The 24,118-nt window shown below is 71.4% G+C and carries 21 protein-coding genes and 1 pseudogene; 18 read left to right on the top strand and 4 right to left on the bottom strand.

The features are described 5' to 3' along the window. Window positions 1-12 precede the first annotated feature (12 nt). Window positions 13-678 (bottom strand): N-acetylmuramoyl-L-alanine amidase, encoded by a 666-nt coding sequence (locus tag ACWDX6_RS19170; protein WP_451486132.1) that lies wholly within the window; start codon window positions 676-678, stop codon window positions 13-15. Between the two features lie 60 nt (window positions 679-738). Between ACWDX6_RS19170 and mnmA the strand changes: the two genes are divergently transcribed. Beyond that, entirely contained in the window at window positions 739-1,881 is a 1,143-nt protein-coding gene (gene mnmA / locus ACWDX6_RS19165) for a tRNA 2-thiouridine(34) synthase MnmA (RefSeq protein WP_451486077.1), read from the top strand. A gap of 140 nt (window positions 1,882-2,021) precedes the next feature. Here the strand turns inward: mnmA and ACWDX6_RS19160 are convergent, their stop codons facing one another. Continuing rightward, a complete protein-coding gene (locus tag ACWDX6_RS19160) occupies window positions 2,022-2,837 on the bottom strand; it encodes an alpha/beta fold hydrolase (protein ID WP_451486076.1) in 816 nt (271 codons plus the stop codon). A gap of 97 nt (window positions 2,838-2,934) precedes the next feature. Here ACWDX6_RS19160 and ACWDX6_RS19155 point away from each other — a divergent pair, with 97 nt between their 5' ends. From ACWDX6_RS19155 to gatB, 12 genes are all read left to right on the top strand, one after another. Beyond that, on the top strand, window positions 2,935-3,474 hold the full coding sequence (locus tag ACWDX6_RS19155; RefSeq protein ID WP_451486075.1) for an LOG family protein: 540 nt from the start codon (window positions 2,935-2,937) through the stop codon (window positions 3,472-3,474). Window positions 3,475-3,664: 190 nt separating this feature from the next. Further along, window positions 3,665-4,084, top strand: a complete 420-nt coding sequence (locus ACWDX6_RS19150) for a hypothetical protein (protein ID WP_451486074.1) — start codon at window positions 3,665-3,667, stop codon at window positions 4,082-4,084. Further along, window positions 4,081-5,868: an alpha/beta hydrolase gene (locus ACWDX6_RS19145; RefSeq protein ID WP_451486073.1), complete on the top strand. Its 1,788-nt coding sequence runs from the start codon at window positions 4,081-4,083 to the stop codon at window positions 5,866-5,868. Before ACWDX6_RS19150 ends, ACWDX6_RS19145 begins: the two co-directional genes overlap by 4 nt. Beyond that, the gene (locus ACWDX6_RS19140) at window positions 5,865-6,434 is read left to right on the top strand and encodes a hypothetical protein (RefSeq protein WP_451486072.1); all 570 of its coding nucleotides are present in this window, start codon (window positions 5,865-5,867) and stop codon (window positions 6,432-6,434) included. The genes ACWDX6_RS19145 and ACWDX6_RS19140 overlap by 4 nt, the downstream gene beginning before the upstream one ends. 28 nt (window positions 6,435-6,462) lie before the next feature. Further along, window positions 6,463-7,161 (top strand): SDR family oxidoreductase, encoded by a 699-nt coding sequence (locus tag ACWDX6_RS19135; protein WP_451486071.1) that lies wholly within the window; start codon window positions 6,463-6,465, stop codon window positions 7,159-7,161. Window positions 7,162-7,192: 31 nt separating this feature from the next. Next, window positions 7,193-8,206 carry a methionine synthase gene (locus ACWDX6_RS19130; RefSeq protein ID WP_451486070.1) on the top strand — a complete coding sequence of 338 codons (1,014 nt, stop codon included), beginning with the start codon at window positions 7,193-7,195 and terminating at the stop codon, window positions 8,204-8,206. 33 nt (window positions 8,207-8,239) lie between these two features. Continuing rightward, on the top strand, window positions 8,240-10,420 hold the full coding sequence (ligA, locus tag ACWDX6_RS19125) for an NAD-dependent DNA ligase LigA (RefSeq protein WP_451486069.1): 2,181 nt from the start codon (window positions 8,240-8,242) through the stop codon (window positions 10,418-10,420). A 229-nt stretch (window positions 10,421-10,649) separates the two neighbouring features. Further along, window positions 10,650-12,776 carry a putative bifunctional diguanylate cyclase/phosphodiesterase gene (locus ACWDX6_RS19120; protein WP_451486068.1) on the top strand — a complete coding sequence of 709 codons (2,127 nt, stop codon included), beginning with the start codon at window positions 10,650-10,652 and terminating at the stop codon, window positions 12,774-12,776. Between the two features lie 164 nt (window positions 12,777-12,940). Then, window positions 12,941-13,237 carry an Asp-tRNA(Asn)/Glu-tRNA(Gln) amidotransferase subunit GatC gene (gene gatC / locus ACWDX6_RS19115; protein WP_015036350.1) on the top strand — a complete coding sequence of 99 codons (297 nt, stop codon included), beginning with the start codon at window positions 12,941-12,943 and terminating at the stop codon, window positions 13,235-13,237. A 5-nt stretch (window positions 13,238-13,242) separates the two neighbouring features. Continuing rightward, window positions 13,243-14,742 carry an Asp-tRNA(Asn)/Glu-tRNA(Gln) amidotransferase subunit GatA gene (gatA, locus tag ACWDX6_RS19110; RefSeq protein WP_451486067.1) on the top strand — a complete coding sequence of 500 codons (1,500 nt, stop codon included), beginning with the start codon at window positions 13,243-13,245 and terminating at the stop codon, window positions 14,740-14,742. A 5-nt stretch (window positions 14,743-14,747) separates the two neighbouring features. After that, complete coding sequence (locus tag ACWDX6_RS19105) at window positions 14,748-14,981, top strand: hypothetical protein (protein ID WP_451486131.1); 234 nt, start codon at window positions 14,748-14,750, stop codon at window positions 14,979-14,981. A 16-nt stretch (window positions 14,982-14,997) separates the two neighbouring features. Further along, window positions 14,998-16,509 carry an Asp-tRNA(Asn)/Glu-tRNA(Gln) amidotransferase subunit GatB gene (gene gatB, locus ACWDX6_RS19100; RefSeq protein ID WP_451486066.1) on the top strand — a complete coding sequence of 504 codons (1,512 nt, stop codon included), beginning with the start codon at window positions 14,998-15,000 and terminating at the stop codon, window positions 16,507-16,509. A 128-nt stretch (window positions 16,510-16,637) separates the two neighbouring features. On the opposite strand, the gene ACWDX6_RS19095 is transcribed toward gatB, so the two are convergent. Both ACWDX6_RS19095 and ACWDX6_RS19090 read right to left on the bottom strand, forming a co-directional pair. Beyond that, complete coding sequence (locus ACWDX6_RS19095) at window positions 16,638-16,895, bottom strand: DUF397 domain-containing protein (RefSeq protein WP_451486065.1); 258 nt, start codon at window positions 16,893-16,895, stop codon at window positions 16,638-16,640. Next, on the bottom strand, window positions 16,892-17,719 hold the full coding sequence (locus ACWDX6_RS19090; protein ID WP_451486064.1) for a helix-turn-helix domain-containing protein: 828 nt from the start codon (window positions 17,717-17,719) through the stop codon (window positions 16,892-16,894). The genes ACWDX6_RS19095 and ACWDX6_RS19090 overlap by 4 nt, the downstream gene beginning before the upstream one ends. A 112-nt stretch (window positions 17,720-17,831) precedes the next feature. On the opposite strand from ACWDX6_RS19090, the pseudogene ACWDX6_RS19085 reads away from it, so the two are divergent. The 5 genes and pseudogenes from ACWDX6_RS19085 to ACWDX6_RS19065 form a co-directional block, all read left to right on the top strand. Then, window positions 17,832-18,161: pseudogene (locus ACWDX6_RS19085) on the top strand (ATP-binding protein); the annotation flags it as partial. Between the two features lie 166 nt (window positions 18,162-18,327). Beyond that, the gene (locus tag ACWDX6_RS19080; protein ID WP_451486063.1) at window positions 18,328-20,433 is read left to right on the top strand and encodes a phosphocholine-specific phospholipase C; all 2,106 of its coding nucleotides are present in this window, start codon (window positions 18,328-18,330) and stop codon (window positions 20,431-20,433) included. 190 nt (window positions 20,434-20,623) lie between these two features. Beyond that, window positions 20,624-22,882, top strand: coding sequence for an MMPL family transporter (locus tag ACWDX6_RS19075; RefSeq protein ID WP_451486062.1), 2,259 nt, complete (start codon window positions 20,624-20,626; stop codon window positions 22,880-22,882). Further along, on the top strand, window positions 22,860-23,426 hold the full coding sequence (locus tag ACWDX6_RS19070) for a GNAT family N-acetyltransferase (protein ID WP_451486061.1): 567 nt from the start codon (window positions 22,860-22,862) through the stop codon (window positions 23,424-23,426). The genes ACWDX6_RS19075 and ACWDX6_RS19070 overlap by 23 nt, the downstream gene beginning before the upstream one ends. A 48-nt stretch (window positions 23,427-23,474) precedes the next feature. Then, window positions 23,475-24,026, top strand: a complete 552-nt coding sequence (locus ACWDX6_RS19065; RefSeq protein WP_451486060.1) for a hypothetical protein — start codon at window positions 23,475-23,477, stop codon at window positions 24,024-24,026. The last annotated feature ends 92 nt before the right edge of the window (window positions 24,027-24,118 follow it).

Here is a 24,118-nt window from a genome sequence, read left to right as displayed (position 1 = left end):
CGTGACCTCGCCTCACGTGACCTCGGTACGCGGCAGCCTCGCGGACGCCTCCCGTACGAGCTTCATGTAGCGCGGCCAGTCCCAGTGCGGGCCGGGATCCGTGTGGTCGGTGCCCTCGACCTCCACGTGCCCGATGATGTGCTCGCGGTCCACCGGTATCGCGTACCGGGCGCATATCCCGGCGGTCAGCCGCGCCGACCCTTCGTACATGGCCTTCGTGAAGTCCTGCGGCCGGTCGACGAAGCCCTCGTGCTCGATGCCGACGCTCCGCTCGTTCATGTCGCGGTTCCCGGCGTGGAAGGCCACGTCGAGCTCGCGGATCATCTGCGCGACATGGCCGTCCTTGCGGACGACGTAGTGCGTGGCCGCCCCGTGCCCCGGGTTCTTGAAGACCTTCAGGGCCGTGGCGTAGCTCCCCTGGACGACGTGGATCACCACCCGGTCGATGGTGAAGTCGTCCGGCCGGTCGGCCCGCCGCCAGTTCGCCCGGGACGCGGCGGACCAGTCGGCGCTCTTGTGGTCCAGCTCGCCCTCGATCCGCTCCTTATCCGTCCCCGGCAGCCGCCACCAGGCACGTCTCAGCTCCTCCTGGGCCAGCACCGCCGTACCCAGGACCGCCGCGCCACCGCCGAGCAGGACGGCGCGCCGCCCCACCCCCCGCTTCTTCTCACTCCCCATGTGAGCGTGAACGCTCACACAGGCGACCATGGTTCCCGGGCCCCGTACCCTGGTAGGGCTATGACTCAGACTCCCCAGCACCCCCACCCCCGCCCCCTGCGGGTACTGGCCGCCATGTCCGGCGGCGTGGACTCCGCCGTCGCCGCCGCCCGCGCCGCCGAAGCCGGCCACGACGTCACGGGGGTGCACCTCGCGCTCTCCGCGAACCCGCAGTCCTTCCGTACCGGCGCGCGCGGCTGCTGCACCATCGAGGACTCGCGCGACGCACGCCGCGCCGCCGACGTCATCGGCATCCCCTTCTACGTCTGGGATCTGGCCGAGCGGTTCCGCGAGGACGTCGTCGACGACTTCGTCGCGGAGTACGAAGCGGGCCGCACGCCCAACCCCTGTCTGCGCTGCAACGAGAAGATCAAGTTCGCCGCGCTGCTCGACAAGGCGCTCGCGCTCGGCTTCGACGCGGTCTGCACCGGCCACTACGCCACGGTCGTCCTCAGGGAGGACGGCTCCCGCGAGCTGCACCGGGCCTCCGACATGGCCAAGGACCAGTCGTACGTCCTCGGGGTCCTCGACGAGAAGCAGCTCGCCCACGCCATGTTCCCGCTGGGCGACACCCTCACCACCAAGGACGAGATCCGGGCGGAGGCCGAGCGGCGCGGGCTCGCGGTGGCGAAGAAGCCCGACAGCCACGACATCTGCTTCATCGCCGACGGCGACACCCAGGGCTTCCTGGCCTCCCGGCTCGGCACCTCCGAGGGCGACATCGTCGACGAGGCGGGGCGGAAGCTCGGCACGCACGAGGGCGCGTACGGCTTCACCATCGGCCAGCGCAAGGGCCTGCGGATCGGACACCCGGCGCCGGACGGAAAGCCGCGCTACGTCCTGGACATCTCGCCGGTGAACAACACGGTCACGGTCGGCCCGGCCGAGGCGCTCGACGTGACCGCCCTGACCGCGATCAAGCCCCGCTGGTGCGGCACGGCCCCCGAGGGCACCGGCCGCTACACCGCCCAGCTGCGGGCCCACGGCGGCGAGACCGCCGTGACGGCCTCGCTGGAGGACGGCGAGCTGCGCGTGAGCTTCGACGAGCCCGTCCGGGGCGTAGCCCCGGGGCAGGCGATCGTGCTCTACGACGGCACGCGCGTGGTGGGCTCGGCGACGATCGCGACGACGGAACGGCGCACGTCGGAGACGGCGGCGGTCTGAGGGCCGGGGCGGGGGACGGCCGGGCCGCGGCGGCGTTCTGGGGCGCGGCGGCCCGGGCGACGCGGCGGCGTTCCGAGTGCGGCGGTCCGGGCGGCTCATGACCCGGTGGCGGCCGCGCCGGGAAGGCTCCGCCGCCGCCCTCACTCCTCCGTGAAGAACTCCTGGAGAACCGGCGCGAGCACATGGGGCGCCACCACCTGGGTCTGGCCCGTCAGGGTGCGGTGCCGGCCCCGGGGGAGCGCGGTCGAGACGGCCAGGGCCGCGCGCCGCGTCCGGGCGGGGCTCGCGCCGCCGCCGACCACGAGCACGCGCGCGTGCACCCTGCCGAGCCGCTCGTACGGCACCACACCGTCGCCCAGCACCGCGTGGTCGTACGCGAGGGTGTGCGCCACGGCCTCGAGCCCCGGCCACATCGCCGAACGCCGCATACCGGCCAGCGCCTCCGGCGCCATCGCGTCGGCCAGGAACAGTTCGAGCGCCGCCGTCCGCCGCCCCCGGTCCAGGAGCCCGGTCAGCCGACGCCCGTGGGCCGCGTGGGTCTCGCGCGCCCCGGAGTCGGCGGCGTAGGGCGGCTCGTACACGGACAGCCGCTCGACCGGCAGCCCGGCGGCCGCCGCGGCCAGCGCGAGCGCCCCGCCCGACGCCATGCCGTGGACGTACGTGTCACCGCCACCGCCCACCTCCTCGATCAGCGCGGCCAGATCGTCGATCTCGCGCTCGACGGCGTACGTGCCGGTGTCACCGCTCCGGCCGCGGCCCCGCCGGTCGTACGTCACGACCGAGAAGTGCCGCGCGAGGAGTCCGGCCAGCGGCCGCTCCCCCTCGGCGGTGCACAGGGCGCCGCTCACCACGATCAGCGGCGGGCCCTCGCCGTACCGCTCGTACGCGATACGCGTCCCGTCCCCGGAGGTGACCCGCCCCCGGGCCCTGTTCAGTGTGCTGCTCGCCTCGTCCATACCGGTTACGACCGGGGCCGTTCCCGGAACTCATCGGTGCCCGACGTGCTTTCCCGGAAAATCCTGAACCCCGAGGCCAGGCCCTACGGTGGTGCCCATGAACATCTGCGTCTTCCTCTCCGCCGCCGACCTGGACGAGCGCTACACCGCCCCTGCCCGCGAGTTCGCCACCCTGCTCGGCAAGGCCGGCCACACCCTCGTCTGGGGCGGCTCCGACGTCGGCCTGATGAAGGTCGTCGCCGACGGCGTCCAGGAGGCGGGCGGCCGGCTCGTCGGCGTCTCCGTCGACTTCCTCGCCGCCAAGGCCCGCCCCGGCACCGACGAGATGGTCGTCGCCAAGGACCTCGCCGAACGCAAGGCGCTGCTGCTCGCCAAGTCCGACGCGATCGTCATCATGGTCGGCGGCACGGGCACGCTCGACGAGGCGACCGAGATCCTGGAGCTGAAGAAGCACGCCCTGCACACGAAGCCGGTGGTCCTGCTGAACACGGCGGGCTTCTACGACGGCCTGAAGACCCAGTTCCGCCGCATGGAGTCCGAGGGCTTCCTGCCGCTGCCCCTGACCGATCTCGTCTTCTTCGCGGAGGACGGCGTGGCGGCCCTCGCGTACCTGGAGGAGTCGGCGGGCATCCACTGAGTTCGCGAACGAGACGCCCGGCTCGGCGGCTGAGCCGACCTGCTCTTGCGCTGCTCCGAGTGATCGGTTATGGAGCAAGCCCCTTTGCTCGTGCCGATCTGCTTCACGACCGCATACGTGCACCCGAGCCGGGCTAACGTCACAGGGGCAGGCGCGCGGTGAGCGGGCGGATGTATCGGGGGAGGGGCTCATGCCTTATTCGGAGCGCTGGCAGGAACTGTTCGGGCCGAGCGAGGGCGGGGCCCAGACCCGGATGACCCTCGCCTCGGCGACGCGTTCCGGACCGGGGAACCTCAAGCACAGCGGGGGCCCTTGGACCAGCGCGTCGGGCACATCCGCTGAGCTGCGGACGAGTACGGAGAAGAGCCGGGCCGCCCTGCGCTCCGGACATGAGGGCGTCTCCGCCGGCGCGACGGGCTTCGCTTCGGTGGCGTCCCTGACGGGCGCGCTGAAGTCCTGGGAGGACCGCCTCGCGGCTGTACGGGACGAGTGCGACCAGCTCGAAGGGGCGCTGCTCAAGGTCGCCAAGGAGATGGGCGAGACCGAGACCGCGATCGAGAAGTCCTTCAAGGGCGTCGACAGGCCCGCCGACAAGGCGGCCGCGAAGTGACCGGAACCGCCCTCACCTGGCAGCAGCTCCGCGACCTCAAGACGTCCGAGTTCGAGGACGCGGGCGACAAGTGGCACGAGGTCTCCAACCGTGCGGACTCCGACCGGGTCCGTGTGGACCGGACCATGTCCGCGAAGCTCCGCGAGACCCAGGAGAGCGACTCGGCCGAGGCCGCGCTCGGCCGACTCCAGCGGCTGAGCCGAAACTTCCGGTACCTGCACAGCGAGTGCGGTCTGATCCGTACGGCGCTCAATGGCCTCGCCGCGGATCTGGCCGAGCCGCAGCGCCAGTTGAAGCAGGCGCTCGATGAGGCCGAGACACTGAGGTTCACCGTCCACGACGACGGCTCCGTCAGCTATCCGGCGGCCACCGCACAGACGCTGATCGGTGAGAAGGACGCGCCTGGAGGCGCCGCCAGGGGCAGCGCACGTCTCCCGTTGGAGTCCCCGGGCTTCGGCGAGGACGCATCGGGCCCGTTCAACCCCCTCAACCCCAACGCGGAGAAGGCTCAGGCCATCGCCGACCGGGTGGCGAGGGCCGTGCGGGCCGCTGCGGAGATCGACGCCCGGTACGCGAAGACTCTGGACGGCCTGCGGGCGGCGACGGGCCTCGATGTCACCGAGGCGACGTTGAAGGACGTGCTCCGGGACACCGCCGATGTGCGCTCCACCGCAGACATGTACCTCCGCGACGATGTGCCGTCCGACGGGACCCCCGCCGAACGCAAGGCGTGGTGGGACTCCCTGACCGGTGAACAGCGACAGGAGTATCTCGACGTGGCGCCGGACATGATCGGCGGCCTGGACGGCATCCCGGCCGTCGCGCGAGACGAGGCGAACCGGAACTACCTGCCGGTGCTCATCGACGACCTGGCGCGCAACGACGACGGCGGTTCGGAGACCAAGCTCGACGCACTCCGCTCCATCCAGGACAAGCTGAACAAGACGAGCGATCCGCCGATGTTCCTGCTCGGCATCGGCGACGAGGGCAACGGCCGCGCGATCGTGGCGTACGGCAACCCGGACACGTCGCGGAACGTGTCGGCGTACGTTCCCGGGCTGGGCACCAAGCTCAACGGAGAGTTCGTCGAGGGCACGATGAAGCGCGCCCAGGACACGGCCATCGGCGCGCGGGATGTGGATCCATCGAGCGCGGCCATCATCTGGCTGGGGTACGACGCCCCGCAGCATGTGGATGTCATGAGCAAGGGGGACGCTGAACGAGGAGCCCCGGCGTACAACCAGTTCATGGCCGGGTTGTCGGCGACCAACGAGAACAAGGACCCCCATGTGACGGCCATCGGGCACTCCTACGGCTCGCTCACCGTGGGTACGGCGGCCACGCGGTCGGGCGGGATTCCGGGGGCGGACGACATCATCCTGCTCGGCAGCCCCGGCGTCGGGGTGGACAGGGCGCAGGATCTCGGGGTCGGCAAGGACCACGTCTTCGTCGGCGCGGCGGACAATGACCCGGTCACGCATCTGCCGACGAAGGACGAGGCGGCTGCCGGCATGCGGATGGGAGGTCCGATGGGCGTGCGGGTCGCCCGTGACCTCCTCGACTGGGGGGACGACGATGTGTACTTCGGCAAGGACCCGGCCAGCGAGGCCTTCGGCGCCCGGCGCTTCAAGGTCGATGACGGTCCGCGCATGGTCCTGGAACGAGGCCTCTTCGACGCCCACTCCCAGTACTTCACCCCGGACCTGGACCCGGAGTCCGCGCGTAACATCGCCAAGATCGTCGCCGGCACCCCCGAGAAGATCAGCACAGAGGAGCACCGATGAATCGACTGGGACGGGCGACGCGAGTCGCCCTGTCGAGCGGCCTGGTCGGCGTTCTTCTCGCGGGGTGCGGGATGCTGGGCGAGGCAGGAGCGAGGAACGACATGAACATGCAGACAGCGGCCGAGCGCGCGGACGGGATGCTGGACGCGACCATCGAAGCGGTTGTGCCCGAGATCCAGTGGACGCATCACACCTGGACGTCCGGGACCTGCACCGTGACACGCCGCCGGAAGGTGATGACGGTCATCTCCGAACAGCGGCGCGGCAACTTCCTCGGCGTGGTCGAGCGGTTCTGGAAGAAGAGCGGCTACGAGATCACAGGGGTGAACCAGGACAGGGAGATGCCGTCCATCTTCGCCAGGACCCGTGACGGTTTCCAGCTCGCCCTCAACGTCGGGTTCAAGGGCCAGGTGGTCTTCGAGATCAACACCCCGTGCGTCGAGCACTCCGACGTCGCCGAGCCGACCGCCAAGCCCAACGGCCCCGCCTACCCCCTCGGCCAGATCCCCACCCCCAACGTCCGCTCCGACTTCTGGTCCGCCACCACCCCCGCCCCCGCCGAGTGACCCCTCGCCCGCCCGGCGGAGTGCGACGATGGCTCCCATGGCTACTCATGTGATCACCGGAGCGGGCTCCGGCATCGGCGCGGCCGTCGCGCGGCGGCTGCACGCGCGCGGGGACGAGCTCGTGCTGCACGCGCGCGACGCGGGGCGGGCCAAGGAGCTGGTGGGGGAGTTTCCCGGGGCGCGGGCGCTCGTCGGGGATCTCGCCGATCCTGACCGGCTGTCCTGGGCGTTCTCGCACCAGAGCCTGCCCGAGCGGGTGGACACCCTGCTGCACATCGCGGGCGTCGTCGACCTCGGCCCGGTCGGCGAGCTGACCCCCAAGACCTGGCACCACCAGCTGAACGTCAACCTGGTCTCCCCCGCCGAGCTGACCCGGCACTTCCTGCCGCAACTGCGGCTCTCCAAGGGGCACGTGGTGTTCGTCAACTCCGGCGCCGGGCTCAGCGCCCACGCCGAGTGGGCCGCCTACGCCGCGTCCAAGCACGGCCTGAAGGCGCTCGCCGACTCCCTGCGCCAGGAGGAGCACGCCCACGGGGTGCGGGTCACCTCGGTCTACCCCGGGCGGACCGCGAGCCCGATGCAGGCGAAGGTGCACGCCCAGGAGGGCAAGGAGTACGACGCCTCGCGGTGGATCGACCCCGAGTCGGTCGCCACGGCCATCCTGACGGCGATCGACCTGCCCCGCGACGCGGAGATCAACGACCTCACCGTCAGGCCGGGACGGTAGACCCGCACCGGCTCGGCGTACGCTTCCCGGTGTGAGCGAGAACACCGAGAAGACGTCCTTCACCTGGGGCCCCGCGACCGGCGTCGGATCCATGCCCGGCGGCGACGCGCGGGAAGCCGCCAAGACCGTCGCCGGGTCCTTCGAGGACTTCCCCTTCCTCGCGGAGCTGCCGGCCCGAGGACCCGGCGCCGACATGATCGGGCGGACCCTCGGCCTGCTCGTCGAGATGTACGCGCACGTGGAGCCCAGCGGCTGGCGCGTCAGCGACCGGCCGGGGCGGGACACCCGGCGCGCCCGGTCCTGGCTCGGTGAGGACCTCGACGCCCTGGAGGAGCACACCCAGGGCTACGAGGGGCCCCTCAAGGTCCAGGCGGTGGGGCCGTGGACGCTCGCCGCCGCCCTGGAACTGCGCGGCGGCGAGGCCGCCCTCGGCGATCTCGGGGCCTGCCGGGATCTGACCGGCTCCCTCGCCGAGGGGCTCCGCGCCCACCTCGCCGAGCTGCGCCGGCGCGTGCCCGGCGCCCGGCTCGTCCTCCAGCTCGACGAGCCGTCGCTGACGGCCGTCCTGCGCGGACACGTCCGTACCGCCAGCGGCTACCGCACCCACCGAGCCGTCGACCGGCAGGTCGTGGAGAGCGCCCTGCGCGAGGTGATGGCCGTCCACGACGGCCCGGTGATCATCCACTCCTGCGCCCCCGACGTACCCTTCGCGCTGCTGCGCCGGACCGGAGCCGCCGGTGTCTCGTTCGACTTCGGCCTCCTCACCGAACGTGACGAGGAGCAGATCGGTGAGGCCGTGGAGTCCGGCACCCGGCTGTTCGCGGGCGTGGTGCCCTCCACCGACACGGCATTGTCCGACCCGGGCGGTAGCGTCATGGGTGTCAGGACGCTGTGGCGCAGGCTGGGGCTGAATCCGGGGACTCTCGCCGAGTCCGTGGTCGTCACCCCGACGTGCGGGCTCGCGGGCGCTTCGCCCGCATATGCCCGGGCTGCCCTCGCTCACTGCGCCCGGGCGGCGAGATCGCTCGCGGACAACCCTGAGTGACAGGGTGTCGAGGCAACGGGAGGACGAGTAACGGTGGCAGTCGAACAGGGGGCTCCGCCCGCCGAGGTGCGGGAGAAGCACGCCGACCTGGCCGAGCGGATCGAGGAGCACCGCTTCCGGTACTACGTGAAGGACCAGCCGGTCATCAGCGACGGCGAGTTCGACCGGCTCCTGCGCGCCCTGGAGGCGCTGGAGGAGGAGTACCCGGAGCTGCGCACGCCCGACTCGCCGACCCAGAAGGTCGCGGGACAGTACGAGACGGAGTTCACGGCCGTCGAGCACCGTGAGCGCATGCTCTCCCTCGACAACGCCTTCGACGACCTCGAACTGGCCGCCTGGGCCGAGCGGATCGCCCGGGACGTCGGCACGCCCGACCACCACTTCCTGTGCGAGCTGAAGGTCGACGGCCTCGCCGTGAACCTCACGTACGAGCACGGCCGGCTGACCCGCGCCGCCACCCGCGGCGACGGCCGCACCGGCGAGGACATCACTCCCAATGTCCGTACGATCGCGGACATTCCCGACCGGCTGCGCGGTGAGCGCGTCCCGGACCTCGTCGAGATCCGCGGCGAGGTCTACTTCCCGATGGAGGCCTTCGAGGGGCTCAACGCCCGCCTGGTGGAGGCCGGCGACAAGCCGTTCGCCAACCCGCGCAACGCCGCGGCCGGTTCGCTGCGCCAGAAGGACCCCAAGGTCACCGCAGGGCGGCCGCTGCACATGGTGGTGCACGGCATCGGCGCCCGCGAGGGCTTCGACATCAGCCGTCTCTCGCAGGCGTACGACCTGCTGCGCGAGTGGGGCCTGCCGACCGCCCGCCACAACAAGGTGGTCGACTCCCTCGACGAGGTGCGGGAGTTCATCGCGTACTTCGGCGAGCACCGGCACTCCGTGGAGCACGAGATCGACGGCGTCGTCGTCAAGCTGGACGAGATCCCGCTCCAGGGCAGGCTGGGCTCCACCGCGCGCGCTCCGCGCTGGGCGATCGCCTGGAAGTACGCGCCGGAGGAGGTCAACACCAAGCTGGTCGACATCAAGGTCGGCGTCGGCCGCACGGGCCGGGTCACTCCGTACGCGCAGGTGGAGCCGGTCACGGTCGCCGGATCCGAGGTCGAGTTCGCCACCCTGCACAACCAGGAGGTGGTGAAGGCCAAGGGCGTGCTGATCGGCGACACGGTCGTGCTGCGCAAGGCCGGTGACGTGATCCCGGAGATCCTCGGCCCGGTGGCCGATCTGCGGGACGGCACCGAGCGGGAGTTCGTGATGCCGGCCGAATGCCCCGAGTGCGGGACGCCGCTGCGGGCCATGAAGGAGGGCGACATCGATCTGCGCTGCCCGAACGCGCGGACGTGTCCGGCGCAGCTGCGTGAACGTCTCTTCTATCTGGCCGGCCGTGAGTGCCTGGACATCGAGAACTTCGGGGCGGTGGCCGCTGCGGCGCTGACCCGGCCGCTGGAGCCCGCCGAGCCGCCGCTGGCGGACGAGGGCGATCTGTTCGATCTGACCATCGAACAGCTGCTGCCGATCAAGGCGTACGTCCTCGACCCGGACAGCGGGCTGCCCAAGCGGGACCCGAAGACGGGTGAGGAGAAGGTCGTCAGGGTCTTCGCCAACCAGAAGGGCGAGCCGAAGAAGAACGCCCTGGCGATGCTGGCGAACATCGAGGCCGCCAGGACGCGACCGCTGGCCCGGTTCATCAACGGCCTGTCGATCCGTCACGTGGGCCCGGTGGCCGCCCAGGCGCTGGCCCGCGAGTTCCGCTCCCTGGACCGGATCGAGCAGGCCACGGAGGAGGAGCTGGCGGCCGTCGACGGGGTCGGCGGGATCATCGCGACCGCGGTGAAGCAGTGGTTCGCCGAGGAGTGGCACCGCGAGATCGTGCGCAAGTGGCGCGAGGCCGGGGTCCGCCTGGAGGAGGAGGGCGCCGGGGAGGACCAGGGGCCGCGTCCGCTGGAGGGGCTGACGGTCGTCGTCACGGGCACCCTGCAGAACTTCACCAGGGATGGCGCAAAAGAGTCGCTCCAGAGCCTCGGAGCGAAGGTGACCGGTTCCGTTTCGAAGAAGACCGACTTCGTGATCGTCGGTGAAAACCCCGGCTCCAAGTACGACAAGGCGATGCAGTTGAAGGTTCCGGTTCTGGACGAGAACGGCTTCGCCGTGCTGCTGGAACAGGGGTCGGAGGCCGCGCGAGAGGCAGCGGTTCCGGTCACCGGATAGGCGTGTTCCGGCCCTTGAACGTCACCCGTTCGGCGCATACCAGATCGTTACGGGTGGCCGGGTCGCATTCGGGCAAGACATGGAGAGCGCTGCCCGTCGGCGCCCTGCGCGGCCTACTGTTGTGACGTGCGTCTGTCAGCCACGACCGCGCAGGGCTCCGCCGGTCGTGGCGCGGCATGACAACGGCCCATCGCGTTGCGACGGCACCGCCGGCTGTGAGAGGGACGGAATGAAACCGACCGAGAGTGCCGCCCAGGTCTCACGGCCGCCCGGCCGTGCGGCCTTCCTGGGCATCGCCTCCGGGCTGCCGGGAGCCGTCGTGGGCGTCGCCGCGGTCCTGCTCGCCACCGGCTTCTACCGCGCGCTGACCACGGGTCACGGACTCTTCCCCGCCGGCGCCCCGGGCTGGTCCCTCGCCGTCCTCACCGGGCTCATCGTCGGCCACCTCGTCGCCCTCGGCCGCGACCGCTGGTGGGGCGGCACCGGTTCCGGCGCCGCCCTCACCCTCGCCGTCCTCCTGCTGTACGGCTGGGTGCCCGCCGGGGTCGTCTCCCTGGCCGTCGTCGTCCTCGTCGGCGTGGCCCGCCGCCACCGCTGGCGCCAAGGGCTGCTGCACGGTGCCGTGGACGTCCTCGGCATCGGCGCCGCCGCCCTGGTCCTCGCCGCGTTCGGCGACGTACCGACCGTCGAGGAGCCGTGGCGGCCCCTCGACTGGGGGATCGCGGACGTACCGGAAGTCGCGCTCGCCGCCACCGCGTATCTGGTGGTGACCCGGCTCCTGCTGTGGTATGCCCTGGCGCCGCAGGGCAGCGGACTGCCCACCGTGGCCCGCACCGCTCTGCTCCGGCAGGGCCTGGTCGCGGTCGCCCTCCTCGGCATCGCCCCGCTCATCTGCGTCGTCGCCGTCTCCCAGCCGGTGCTGCTGCCGCTCTTCGCCGTCCCCCTCATCGCGCTCGACTCCACCCTCTGGATCGCCCGGGCCCGTGCCGAGGAGCAGCTGAAGGACCCGCTGACCGGGCTGCCGAACCGCCAGTGGCTGCTGGAGCGGGCCTGGACGGCGCTGGAGGCGGCCGAGGGGGAGGGGGCGCGCACCGCCCTCGTACTGATCGACCTCGACCGCTTCCGTTCGGTCAACGACACGCTGGGCCATCTCGCCGGGGACCGGCTGCTGCTCCAGATCGCGGAGCGGCTCAGACTCGCCCTGCCGCGCGGGGCGGAGGCCGCGCGGCTCGGCGGCGACGAGTTCGCCGTGCTCCTGCCGACCGCCGACTCCACGACGAGCGCCCAGCGGGTCGCCCGCCACCTCGTCGCCGCACTCTCCTCGCCGCTCGACCTCGACGGACTGACCCTCGTCCTGGAGGCCAGCGCCGGGGTCGCCGTCTTCCCCGACCACGCTCTCGACGCGGAGGGCCTGCTGCGCCGGGCCGACGTGGCGATGTACCAGGCGAAGCGGGACCGTACGGGCGTGGAGGTGTACGAGTCCAAGCGCGACTCCAACACCCCCGACCGGCTCGGGCTCCTGGGCGACCTGCGCCGCGCCCTGGACGCCGGCGAGGTCGAGCTGCACTACCAGCCCAAGGTCCGCTTCGACGGGCAGGTCGCCGGCCTGGAGGCCCTGGTGCGCTGGGTGCACCCGGAGCGCGGCCGGGTCCCTCCGGACGAGTTCATCGCGATCGCGGAGTCCTCCGGCCTGATGCCGCACCTCACCGAGTACGTCCTGGAGACCGCGCTCGCCCAGGTCGCCCGGTGGCGCGCTCAGGGCTTGAACGTTCCTGTCGCGGTCAATGTCTCCCCGCGCGACGTCCACACGCCCGGCTTCGCCGGCGCGGTCGCGGCGCGGCTCGCCCGCCACGGCGTCCCGGCGGGAGCGCTCCAGCTGGAGATAACGGAGCACGTGCTCCTGGAGGACCCCCAGCGGGCGGCGGACACCCTGGCCGGTCTGACGGGCCACGGCGTGAAGATGTCCCTGGACGACTTCGGCACCGGCTACTCCTCCCTCGTGCACCTGCGCCGCCTGCCGGTGAGCGAGCTGAAGATCGACCGCTCCTTCGTGGCCCGGCTTGCCGTCGACACCGAGGACGCCGAGATCGTCCGCTGTACGGTCGACCTGGCGCACTCGCTCGGCCTGCTGGTCGTCGCGGAGGGCGTCGAGGACGACGAGACCTGGGAGCGGCTGCGGGACCTGGGCTGCGACGCGGTCCAGGGCTGGCTGGTCGCCGCCGCGATGCCGCCGGGCGAGGCCACGGCCTGGCTGAGCGCCCGGGGCGAGCACGGCTGGCGCCGCCCGGCGGACCTGGCGGCCGAGCGCATCGCCGAGCGGAACGCCGAGCGGGACAAGGACCAGGTGGTGCAGTAGGGAGACGGGGCGCTCGACCCGGCGCCCGCCGCCCCCCAGCACCCCGCCGGCACGCCCTGGGCGGCCCCCGCCCCGGCCGTCCCCGGGCAAACCGTTTCACGGGCAGCGGCGCGGGCCCCATAGGATTGGGCTCAACACCATCAAACGCACCCCGTGAGGATCGCATGCCTGGCATCACGCGCGAGGAGGTCGCCCACCTCGCACGGCTGGCGCGTCTGGAGCTGAAGGGCGAAGAGCTCGATCACTTCGCCGGTCAGCTCGACGACATCATCGGCGCGGTCGCCCGCGTCTCCGAGGTCGCCGACCAAGACGTACCGCCGACCTCCCACCCGCTGCCGCTGACGAACGTCATGCGCGCGGACGAGGTCCGTCCGTCGCTCACCCCCGAGCAGGCGCTCTCCGGCGCCCCGGCCCAGGAGCAGCAGCGTTTCAAGGTGCCGCAGATCCTGGGGGAGGACTAATCACCATGACGGACAGCACCATCATCAAGCTCACGGCCGCCGAGATCGCGGAGAAGATCGCCTCCGGCGAGCTCACCGCCGTCGAGGTGACCGAGGCCCACCTGGCCCGCATCGAGGCCGTCGACGAGAAGGTCCACGCCTTCCTCCACGTCGACCGCGAGGGCGCTCTCGCCCAGGCCCGTGCCGTGGACGCCAAGCGGGAGAAGGGCGAGAAGCTCGGGCCGCTGGCCGGTGTCCCCCTCGCGCTCAAGGACATCTTCACCACCGTCGGCGTTCCCACGACCGTCGGCTCGAAGATCCTCGAAGGCTGGATCCCGCCGTACGACGCCACCCTGGTCAAGAAGCTCAAGGCCGCCGACGTCGTCATCCTCGGCAAGACCAACATGGACGAGTTCGCCATGGGGTCCTCCACCGAGAACAGCGCCTACGGCCCCACGGGCAACCCCTGGGACCTGACCCGCATCCCCGGCGGCTCCGGTGGCGGCTCCTCCGCCGCCCTCGCCTCGTACGAGGCCCCGCTCGCCATCGGTACGGACACCGGCGGCTCGATCCGCCAGCCCGCCGCCGTCACCGGCACCGTCGGCGTCAAGCCGACCTACGGCGCGGTCTCCCGCTACGGCATGGTGGCCTTCTCCTCCTCCCTCGACCAGGGCGGCCCCTGCGCCCGTACGGTCCTGGACGCGGCGCTCCTCCACGAGGCCATCGCCGGGCACGACCCGCTCGACTCGACCTCCATCGACGCCCCGGTCCCGCCGGTCGTCGAGGCCGCCCGCAACGGCTCCGTCGCCGGCATGCGCGTCGGTGTCGTCAAGCAGTTCCGCGGCGAGGGCTACCAGACCGGTGTCGTGCAGCGCTTCGACGAGTCCGTCGAGCTGCTGCAGAAGCTGGGCGCCGAGATCGTCGAGCTGGACTGCCCGACCTTCGACCTCGCCCTTTCGGCGTACTACCTCATCGCGCCGTCCGAGTGCTCCTCCAACCTGGCCCGCTTCGACGCCATGCGCTACGGCCTGCGGGTCGGCGACGACGGCACGAGGTCGGCCGAGGAGGTCACCGCCCTCACCCGTGAGGCCGGCTTCGGCGACGAGGTCAAGCGCCGCATCATCCTCGGTACGTACGCGCTCAGCTCCGGCTACTACGACGCGTACTACGGCTCGGCCCAGAAGGTCCGCACCCTCATCACCCGCGAGTTCGAGAAGGCCTTCGAGCAGGTGGACGTGATCGTCTCCCCGACGACCCCCACCACCGCCTTCCCGATCGGCGAGCGCGCCGACGACCCGATGGCGATGTACCTCGCGGACCTGTGCACCATCCCGACCAACCTGGCCGGCAACGCCGCCATGTCGCTGCCCTGCGGCCTCGCGCCCGAGGACGGTCTGCCGGTCGGACTCCAGATCATCGCCCCCGCCATGAAGGACGACCGGCTGTACAAGGTCGGCGCCGCCGTCGAGGCAGCCTTCGTGGAAAAGTGGGGACACCCGCTCCTCGAGGAGGCACCGTCGCTGTGAGCCCCATGCCCATCAAGGCCAAGGGATTCAAGAATTCCAAGGCCGGTACGTATCTGTCGATCGGCACCACCGCCTTCGGAGCGATCAGCGTCGTCAAGCAGGCCCGTATGGCCCGCAAGGACAATGACACGCTCCGTCTCATCGACGCCGCTGTCTCCGCCGCCGCCATCGTCACCGGCCTCGCTCTGCTCTACCGCGAGCTGAAGAAGCTCGGCGACGACGACGTCCTGCTGGGCTGAGAGGGAAAGTCTCACCGTGACCGTCACTGAACTGCTGTCGTACGACGCGGCCCTCGCGGCGTACGACCCCGTCATGGGCCTGGAGGTCCATGTCGAGCTGGGTACGAAGACGAAGATGTTCTGCGGCTGCTCGACCGAGCTGGGCGCGGACGCCAACTCGCAGACGTGCCCGACCTGCCTCGGCCTGCCCGGCTCGCTCCCGGTCGTCAACGCGATCGGCGTCGAGTCCGCCATCAAGATCGGCCTCGCGCTGAACTGCGAGATCGCCGAGTGGTGCCGCTTCGCCCGGAAGAACTACTTCTATCCGGACATGCCGAAGAACTTCCAGACCTCGCAGTACGACGAGCCGATCGCCTTCAACGGCTATCTGGACGTCCAGCTGGAGGACGGCGAGATCTTCCGCGTGGAGATCGAGCGCGCCCACATGGAGGAGGACACCGGCAAGTCGACGCACATCGGCGGCGCGACGGGCCGTATCCACGGCGCCTCGCACTCGCTGCTCGACTACAACCGGGCCGGCATCCCGCTCATCGAGATCGTCACCAAGCCCATCGAGGGCGCCGGCGAGCGGGCCCCCGAGGTCGCCAAGGCGTACGTCGCCGAGCTGCGGGAGCTGATCCGCGCGCTGGGCGTCTCCGAGGCGCGGATGGACAAGGGCCAGATGCGCTGCGACGTGAACCTGTCGCTGCGCCCGCACGGCACCAAGGTCTTCGGCACCCGCTCCGAGACGAAGAACGTCAACTCGCTGCGGAGTGTGGAGCGGGCGGCGCGTTACGAGATCATGCGCCACGCGGCCGTGCTCACCGCCGGTGGCACGATCGTGCAGGAGACCCGTCACTTCCACGAGGACGACGGCTCCACGACCTCCGGCCGGATCAAGGACAACGCCGAGGACTACCGGTACTTCCCGGAGCCCGACCTCGTCCCCGTCGCCCCGTCCCGCGAGTGGGTCGAGGAGCTGCGTGCCGGGCTGCCCGAGCTGCCGCGCGTGCGCCGCAACCGGCTCCGCGAGGAGTGGGGCGTCTCCGAGCACGACATGCAGTCGATCCTCAACGCGGGCGCGGTCGAGCCGATCGTCGCCACGATCGAGGCGGGCGCCGACGCGGCCTCGGCCCGCAAGTGGTGGATGGGCGAACTGGCCCGTTCCGCCAACGAGTCGGGCGTCGCCCTGGACGAGCTCGCCATCACCCCGGCCCAGGTGGCCCGGGTCGCGGCGCTCGTCTCCTCCGGCGACCTCAACGACAAGCTGGCCCGCCAGGTCATCGAGGCCGTCCTCGCGGGCGAGGGCGACCCGGACGAGGTCGTCGAGAAGCGCGGCCTGAAGGTCGTCTCCGACGAGGGCGCGCTCGGTACGGCCGTCGACGAGGCCATCGCCTCGAACGCGGCCATCGCCGACAAGATCCGCGGCGGCAAGGTCGCGGCGGTCGGTGCCCTGGTCGGCGCGGTCATGAAGGCCACCCGCGGCCAGGCGGACGCGGCGCGCGTGAAGGAGCTCATCCTGGAGCGCCTGGGCGTCTCCGAGGGCTGATCCCCTGGATCGTGTACGTGTACGAGGGCGGCGCCCCGGGTCTCACGACTCGGGCGCCGCCCTTCGCGTATCGGGCGCCCCGTCCCGGGTGACCAGCCACGCGTCCGTCGCCATGGCGGCGAGGGCGGTCAGCGGCTCCTCTCGCACGTCGCCTCAGCGACGAACGCGGCCCAGGCGGCGGGGGAGACGGTGAAGAGGGGGCTGTTGTCGGCGAGCTTGGAGTCGCGGACGTGGACGGCGGCGGGGTGGGCGGCCACCTCGACGCAGTTGCCGCCCTCGCTGCCGCTGTAGCTGGACTTGCGCCAGTCGTAGGCGACTTCGAGGCAGTTGCCGCCCTCGTCGCTGCTGTAGCTGGACTTGAACCACGAAAGTGCCGCTGAGCTCATGTCTCTCCTGCCAGGCGATCCAGCAGGCCCATGGTTTCTTCTGGCGTCAGGGCCTGTGATCGCAGCATTCCATATTTCCGCTGGAGGATGCCGACCTCGTCGGGGTCGTCGATGAGGAAGCTGACCCGCTGCCCTTCCATGTAGGCGAGGTGGGCGTGTTCGGGCGTCTCGATGAGCACCATGGGTCCGGCGAGCCCAGCGTGCTTGGTGAGGCTCTTCGGGATGACCTGGATGGCGAGGAAGGGAAGTTCGGCCATCTCCCGCAGGTGCCGGATCTGTCCGCGCAGAACCTCCGCGCCCCCGATCGGCTGCTCAAGGACTGACTCGTCGATGAGGAACGTCATCATCGGTGGCCAGGGCTTCTGGTCGAAGATCCGCTGCCGGTCGATCCGGGCGAGGAGCCGCTCCTCGGCCTGCTGTTCCGTGAGGGGCGGATAGAGGCAGTCGAAGACCGCGCGGGCGTAATCGGGCGTCTGGAGCAGGCCGGGCACGACCTTGTTCTCGTACGAGAGGAGGCCGAGCGCCCGTGCTTCCTCGTCGATGAAGTCCTGGGCGAACGCCGGGTACCGCTCGCGCTCGGGCACCTTCACCACGACCGCCGTCAACGCCCCCTTCGTATCGAGCAGTTCGTCCAGCTCCGCCGCGAGCTTGAGCCGCAGCGGCCGCCGCCCCTGCTCGATCGACCCCAGCGTCTCAAGCCCCACGCACACCAGCGAGGCGAGCTGCGGCTGCGTCATCCCCGCGTGTTTCCGGTACAGCCCGACCAGGGCTCCGACGACCTCCCACGAGGGGACCTTCTTCCTGGGCTTCTTTCCCTGCTGCATGAGCGCTGCCTTCCCCGCCCCGCGCGTACCCGACGCATTCCGGACCCGTACAAAGAATTTGTACGGCTTCCCTCCCTGGGGCGCATGAGGCGCGAGCGGTCATTGTGCCTCCATGACCGACCAACTCACCGTCCTCCACCAGGCGTTCTTCCGTCGCGAGCGCCGATCCGTCCCCCTCGCCCGCGACTTCACGCGCAAAGTCCTCGCCGACTGGAATGTGCACACCCGCGCGGACGACGTACTCCTGTGCGTCAGCGAGCTCGCCACCAACGCCCTTCTCCACGGCGTCCCACCCGGCCGCGGCTACGCCCTCCACCTCGCCTTGAAGGACCCCGGGTCCCTGCTCCGCATCGAGGTCCACGACAGCGGCGACGGCACCCCCTCCGTACGGGAACCCTCCGACGAGTCCGGGCGCGGCCTCCTCCTCGTCGATGCCCTCGCCGCGCCGGCCCTGGCCGGAAATCGCTTGGATTTACGCGCGGTCCTCTTGGACGTTCACCACCGGGACGTCACCGGGTCTTCTCTCCGTCATCCGCCCTCACTACCGTCCCCGGCGAACCCCCCAATGGCTCGAAGGCGAACCATTGGCCGTCGACTGGAGGCCGGTCTTGTCACCCGAGATATCCCGCAGAAGGCTCCTCGCGCTGGGCGGAGGCGCCCTCGGCGCCACGGCGGCGGGGTCGCTGCTTCCGCCGTCGCTCCAGGCCGCGATGGCCGCCGAGCCGCCGGCCGGAGGCATGTCGGCCGTCAAGCACGTGGTGATCCTGATGCAGGAGAACCGCTCCTTCGACCACTACTTCGGCACCCTGCGCGGCGTCCGCGGGTTCGGCGACCGCAATGCCGTCGAACTCCCCTCCGGGGCGACGGTGTTCGAGCAGCCGGCCGGGCTCGGCCGGACCGTCCTGCCCTTCCCGATCCGGGAGGCCGCCGAGACGCAGAGGAAGGACCTCCAGTACATCGGCGATCTCGACCACTCCTGGAGCGGCGGCGGCAGGGCCTGGCGCGGCGGCTGGATGGACGGCTGGGTCTCCGCCAAGACCGCGGCGACGATGGCGTACTACGACCGGCAGGACCTGCCGCTGCACTACGAACTCGCGGACACCTTCACCATCTGCGACGCCTACCACTCCTCCATCCACACCTCCACGAGCCCCAACCGGAACCACCTGTGGTCCGGCTGGACCGGCTACGAGGCCGACGGCAGCCGGGCCGTCACCAACGCCGCCTACGCCGAGGGGACGCACCCCGGCTACGGCTGGCCGACGTACGCCGAGCGGCTCGAAGCGGCCGGGCGGTCCTGGAAGACGTACACGGAGTGGGAGAACTTCACCGACAACAACATCGAGTTCTTCACCTCCTTCAAGAAGATCGCCCGCAAGGCACTGGAGCCCACCGGCGGCCACACCTTCATGGAGTCCTTCTACGCCGCCGTCCGAGACACCGACGACACCGCCGAGCGAGCCAGGCTGCTCGCCGCCCTGGAGGAGGGCGTGGCCACGCTGACCGCCGCCGAGCGCTCGCTGTTCGAGCGCGGGCTGCGCCGCGTGGAGACCGGGACGCTCGCCGACGCCTTCCGCGCCGACGTCGCCGCCGGGACGCTGCCGGAGGTGTCGTACCTCGTCCCGTCCGCGATCGACTCCGAGCACCCCGGCTCCTCCTCGCCGATCGCCTCCGCCACCCTGGTCTACAAGGTGCTCGACGCCCTCGGCTCGCACCCGGACGTCTGGCGCCACACCGTCGTCCTGATCAACTACGACGAGAACGACGGCTTCTTCGACCACGTGCCGCCGCCCGTCCCGCCGACCGACACCACGGACGAGCGCTGGAAGGGCCTGCCCACCGGCCTCGGCATCCGCGTCCCGCTGCTCGTCGTCTCCCCCTGGTCGGTCGGCGGCTACGTCTGCTCGGAGACCTTCGACCACACCTCCGTGATCCGCTTCCTGGAGCGGCTCACCGGCATCGAGGAGCCCAACATCACCTCGTGGCGGCGGACCGTCACCGGCGACCTCACCTCCGCCTTCGACTTCCGGCGCGCCCACCGGCGGCCCGACGTCGAGCAGCCCGGGCCGATCCCGCCGTTCAGCGGCCGCTGGCGGCCGCAGCCCCCGCTGGTCCAGCGCATGCCGGTCCAGGAGCCCGGCCACCGCCCCGCCCGCCCGCTGCCCTACCAGCCGGACGCCTCCGCCACGGTCGGCGACGGCACAGCGGGGATCACCGTCGCGCTGAGCAACAAGGCCAGGGCGAGCGCGCACTTCGCCCTCTATCCGTACGCGGGGGAGTTCGCCGTCCCCCAGCACCGGGACGTCAAGGGCACCGCGCGGTGGGCGGTCCCGCTCGCGGGTGATCGCTACCGCTTCACGATCACCGGCCCGAACGGCTTCCGCCGCGAATTCGAGGGCCCCGCCCAGGGAGGCGCCGAGGTCGCTTCGTACCTCGACCACCACGACCGTGACCTGCATCTCACCGTCCGCAACACCTCCGCCGCCCCGATCTCCTTCACCGTCCGGCCGCTCGGATACGTGGACCCGGAGGACCTGGCCGGACGCGCCGACTGGACGCGCACGGTCACCGTCAAGCCCGGCAGGAGCCGTACGATCGTCCACTCCGCCTCCGACGCGCACGGCTGGTACGACGTCGAGGTAACCGCCCCGGGCGGCTTCCGCCGGCGGCTGATGGGGCACATCGAGAACGGCCGCGCGAGCATCTCCGGCTGAACCCGCACGTCACCGCCGCGGTGCGCGGAGGGTCTCGACCAACGGGCTGACCTTCCGCGCACCATTGTGACTAACGCCACGAAAGGGGCAAAGGATCTCTCAAGGCTGGGAGAGTGGCCGTATAGAGGTCATGCGTTCTTTGCGGGCTGTTCCCCGGTAAAGATCCACGAACCACCAGGGAGCACGTCCTTTGGCAGCCATCGCACGGTGGTGCGTCACGCACCGCCTCGTCGTCGTCCTGCTCTGGCTCGTCGCCCTCGGCGGCTCCGTCGCCGGAGCAGCGTTCGCCGGCAGCGCGTACTCCAACGACTACGAGGCCCCCGGCACCGAGTCCGGCCGTGCGACCGCCCTCCTCGACAGCCGGTTCCCCGGCGCGGGCGGCGACAGCGACACCATCGTCTGGCACACCGACCGGGGTAGCGTCCGCGCCGACGCCGTCGAGCGGCGCATGACCGGCATGCTCCACGACGTCGCCGAACTCCCCGGCATCGCCGCCGTGACCTCGCCCTACGACCAGTCCCCCGGATCCCACGCGGCGATCAGCGAGGACGGGCACACCGCCTACGCCACCGTCACCTTCCACGCCCAGGCCGACGACATCCCCGCCGCCCAGGCGCAGGCCCTCGTCGACACCGCCAAAGCCGCCGCCGACGACCACGTCCAGGTCGAACTCGGGGGCACGGCCATCGCCCTCACCGAGGCCCCCGGCGCACACATCGCCGAGGCCGTCGGCGTCGTCGTCGCGGCCGCCGTCCTCTTCCTCGCCTTCGGCTCCCTCGCCGCCTCCGCGCTCCCCATCGCCACCGCCCTCGTCAGCGTCGGCATCGCCTACTCCGGGATCGTGCTCCTCGGCCACGTCATGACCGTCGCCGACTTCGCCCCCATGCTCGGCATGCTCATCGGTCTCGGCGTCGGCATCGACTACGCGCTGTTCATCGTCACGCGCCACCGCAAGGGACTCAAACGGGGACTGCCCGTCCCCGAAGCCGCCCGGATCGCCGTCGCCACCACCGGCCGCGCCGTCGTCTTCGCGGGCGCCACCGTCTGCATCGCCCTGCTCGGCATGCTCATCCTGCGGCTCGGCTTCCTCAACGGCGTCGCCATCGCCGCCTCACTCACCGTCGTCCTGACCGTCGCCGCCTCCGTCACCCTGCTGCCCGCGCTCCTCTCGCTCATCGGGATGCGCGCGCTCAGCCGGCGCGAACGCGCGCGGCTCGCCGAGCACGGCCCGCAGCCCGAGCTGCCCACCGGGTTCGCCGCCCGCTGGTCCACCTTCGTCGAGCGGCACCCCAAGCTGCTGGGCGCGGTCGCCGCCGTCGTCATGCTGGTCCTCGCGCTGCCCACGTTCTCCCTCCACCTCGGCACCTCCGACCAGGGCAGCAAGCCGGCCACGACGACCACCCGCAAGGCGTACGACCTCCTCGCCGACGGCTTCGGGCCGGGCGTGAACGGGCCCCTCACCCTCGTCGCCCAGCTCGACGGCGCCGACGACCGGGTCGCGCTCGACGAGCTGCCCGCCACGCTGGCGAACACCCGCGGGGTCGAGTCCGTCTCGCCGATCATCTACAACAGCGCCGGGGACGCGGCCGTCCTCACCGTCGTACCGGAGTCGTCGCCGCAGTCCAAGGCCACCAGCGACCTCGTCGACCGGCTGCGCGCGGACGTCCTGCCGGCGGCGGAGCACCGGACCTCCCTCGACGTGCACGTGGGCGGTGTGACCGCGTCGTACGACGACTTCGCCGAGATCATCGTCGGCAAGCTGCCCCTCTTCGTGGGCGTCGTCGTCGCGCTCGGCTCTCTGCTGCTCCTGCTCGCCTTCCGCTCGATCGGCATCCCGCTCAAGGCCGCGGCGATGAACGTGGCCGCCGTCGCCTCCTCCTTCGGCATCGTCGTCGCGATCTTCCAGTGGGGGTGGGGCAGCGAGCTGATCGGGCTCGGCAGCGCGGGACCCGTCGAACCCTTCCTGCCGGTCATCATGGTCTCCGTGCTCTTCGGGCTCTCCATGGACTACCAGGTCTTCCTGGTCAGCCGGATGTACGAGGAATGGCTGGAGACCGGGGACAACCGGCGGGCGGTCCGGGTCGGCCTCGCCGAGACCAGCCGGGTGATCAACTCCGCCGCCGTCATCATGATCGCCGTCTTCCTGGCGTTCGTGCTCTCCGGCGACCGGGTCATCGCGATGTTCGGCATCGCGCTCGCCGCGGCCGTCGCCCTGGACGCCTTCGTCCTGCGCACACTGCTCGTCCCGGCCCTCATGCACATGCTCGGCGGGGCGAACTGGTGGCTTCCCCGGTGGCTCGACCGGCGGCTGCCCAGGATCAGCATCGAACCGCCCGAGTGCCGTGCGATCGCCGACGCCCGGGACGCCACAGGTGCGAAGATCCCCACGCAACGTGTGACGCTCCCGAGGCCGGAGGAGAACGAGGATGCTCGCGATATCGCTGGGTGAGGACGGTGCCGAGCTGCGGCCGCTGGAGCCGTGGCGCGCCGAGGAGTTCCTCGCCCACATCGACCGCGGCCGCGCGTTCATCGGACAGCACAACGCACTGCCCGACGTCGTGCGGGACCTGGAGTCCAGCCGGGCGTTCCTCCGGGCGTACGCGGAGAAGACCGCGGCCGACACGGGGCGGATCCTCGGCATCTGGTACGACGGCGGACTCGTCGGCGCCGTCATCCTGCGCACCATGGACGTCGCGCAGGGCGTCGCCGAGGCCGGCTGCTGGCTGGAGCCGGCGGCGGTCGGCAAGGGGCTGGTGACCCGGGCGGTACGCGTCCTCATCGACTGGGCGGTCGAGGAGCGGGGCATCCACCGCGTGGAGTGGGTCGTGTCGTCCGGGAACGAGCCCAGCATCAACGTCGCACGGCGCCTGGGGATGACCAAGGAGGGCGTGCTGCGCGAGAGCCACCTCCACCGGGGGCAGCGCCATGACGAGGAGATCTGGTCGGTCCTCGCGCCGCACTGGCGGGCCGCGAAGGCGACCGCGCAGCCCTGAGCGGGGGCGTTAAGACACCTCTCATGGGGGCCGCCTAGCGTGCCCGTCATGACTGCCAAGACCGATGAGACAGCGCCCGAGAAGTCCGCCGCGGACACGGTCGCCCCGCTGGACGACGACCCGACCGCCGCCGACGAGCTCGCCGCCGACGAGCTGGACGACGAGCTGACCGACGACGAGGACGACCAGGAGGACGAGGCGTCACCGGGTGCCTCCGGTGCCCCGGGCCTCGGGGCCGGAGCCGCCGCCGTCGTCTCGGCCGCCCTCGGGGTCGCCGCCCTGACCGGCACCTGGACGGGCAAGGTCGCCGCCGAACGCGAAGCCCTCATCGGCCAGATCAAGGCCTCCCAGGGCGGCAGCACCGCCCAGCAGATCTCCGAGATCTACGGCGACGCATGGCACGCCACCGCACTCGTCAACGGTGTCTTCGCCTTCCTCGCCCTGATCACCGCCGTCCTCGTCCTCCTCACCCGCCCCGACCGCCCGGCCTGGATCCGCGCGGTCGCCGCCGCCGGAGCCGTCCTCGGCGGCATCGGACTGCTGCTCTCGGGCGCGATGTACTTCGACCTCCTCCTCGGCCTCCCGACCGCCACCCCTTAGGGCCTCTCGTTCGGATCATGCCGGGCTCGCGTGCCCTGGCACCGCTCCCCCGTAGCCCTTCGGGCACGGGAGGGGCCCCCACGCCGCGTTGT

Source organism: Streptomyces sp. NPDC003027 (genome assembly GCF_053591435.1).
Note: the sequence above shows the minus strand (reverse complement) of the source record. Positions and strands in the feature narration are given on the sequence as shown.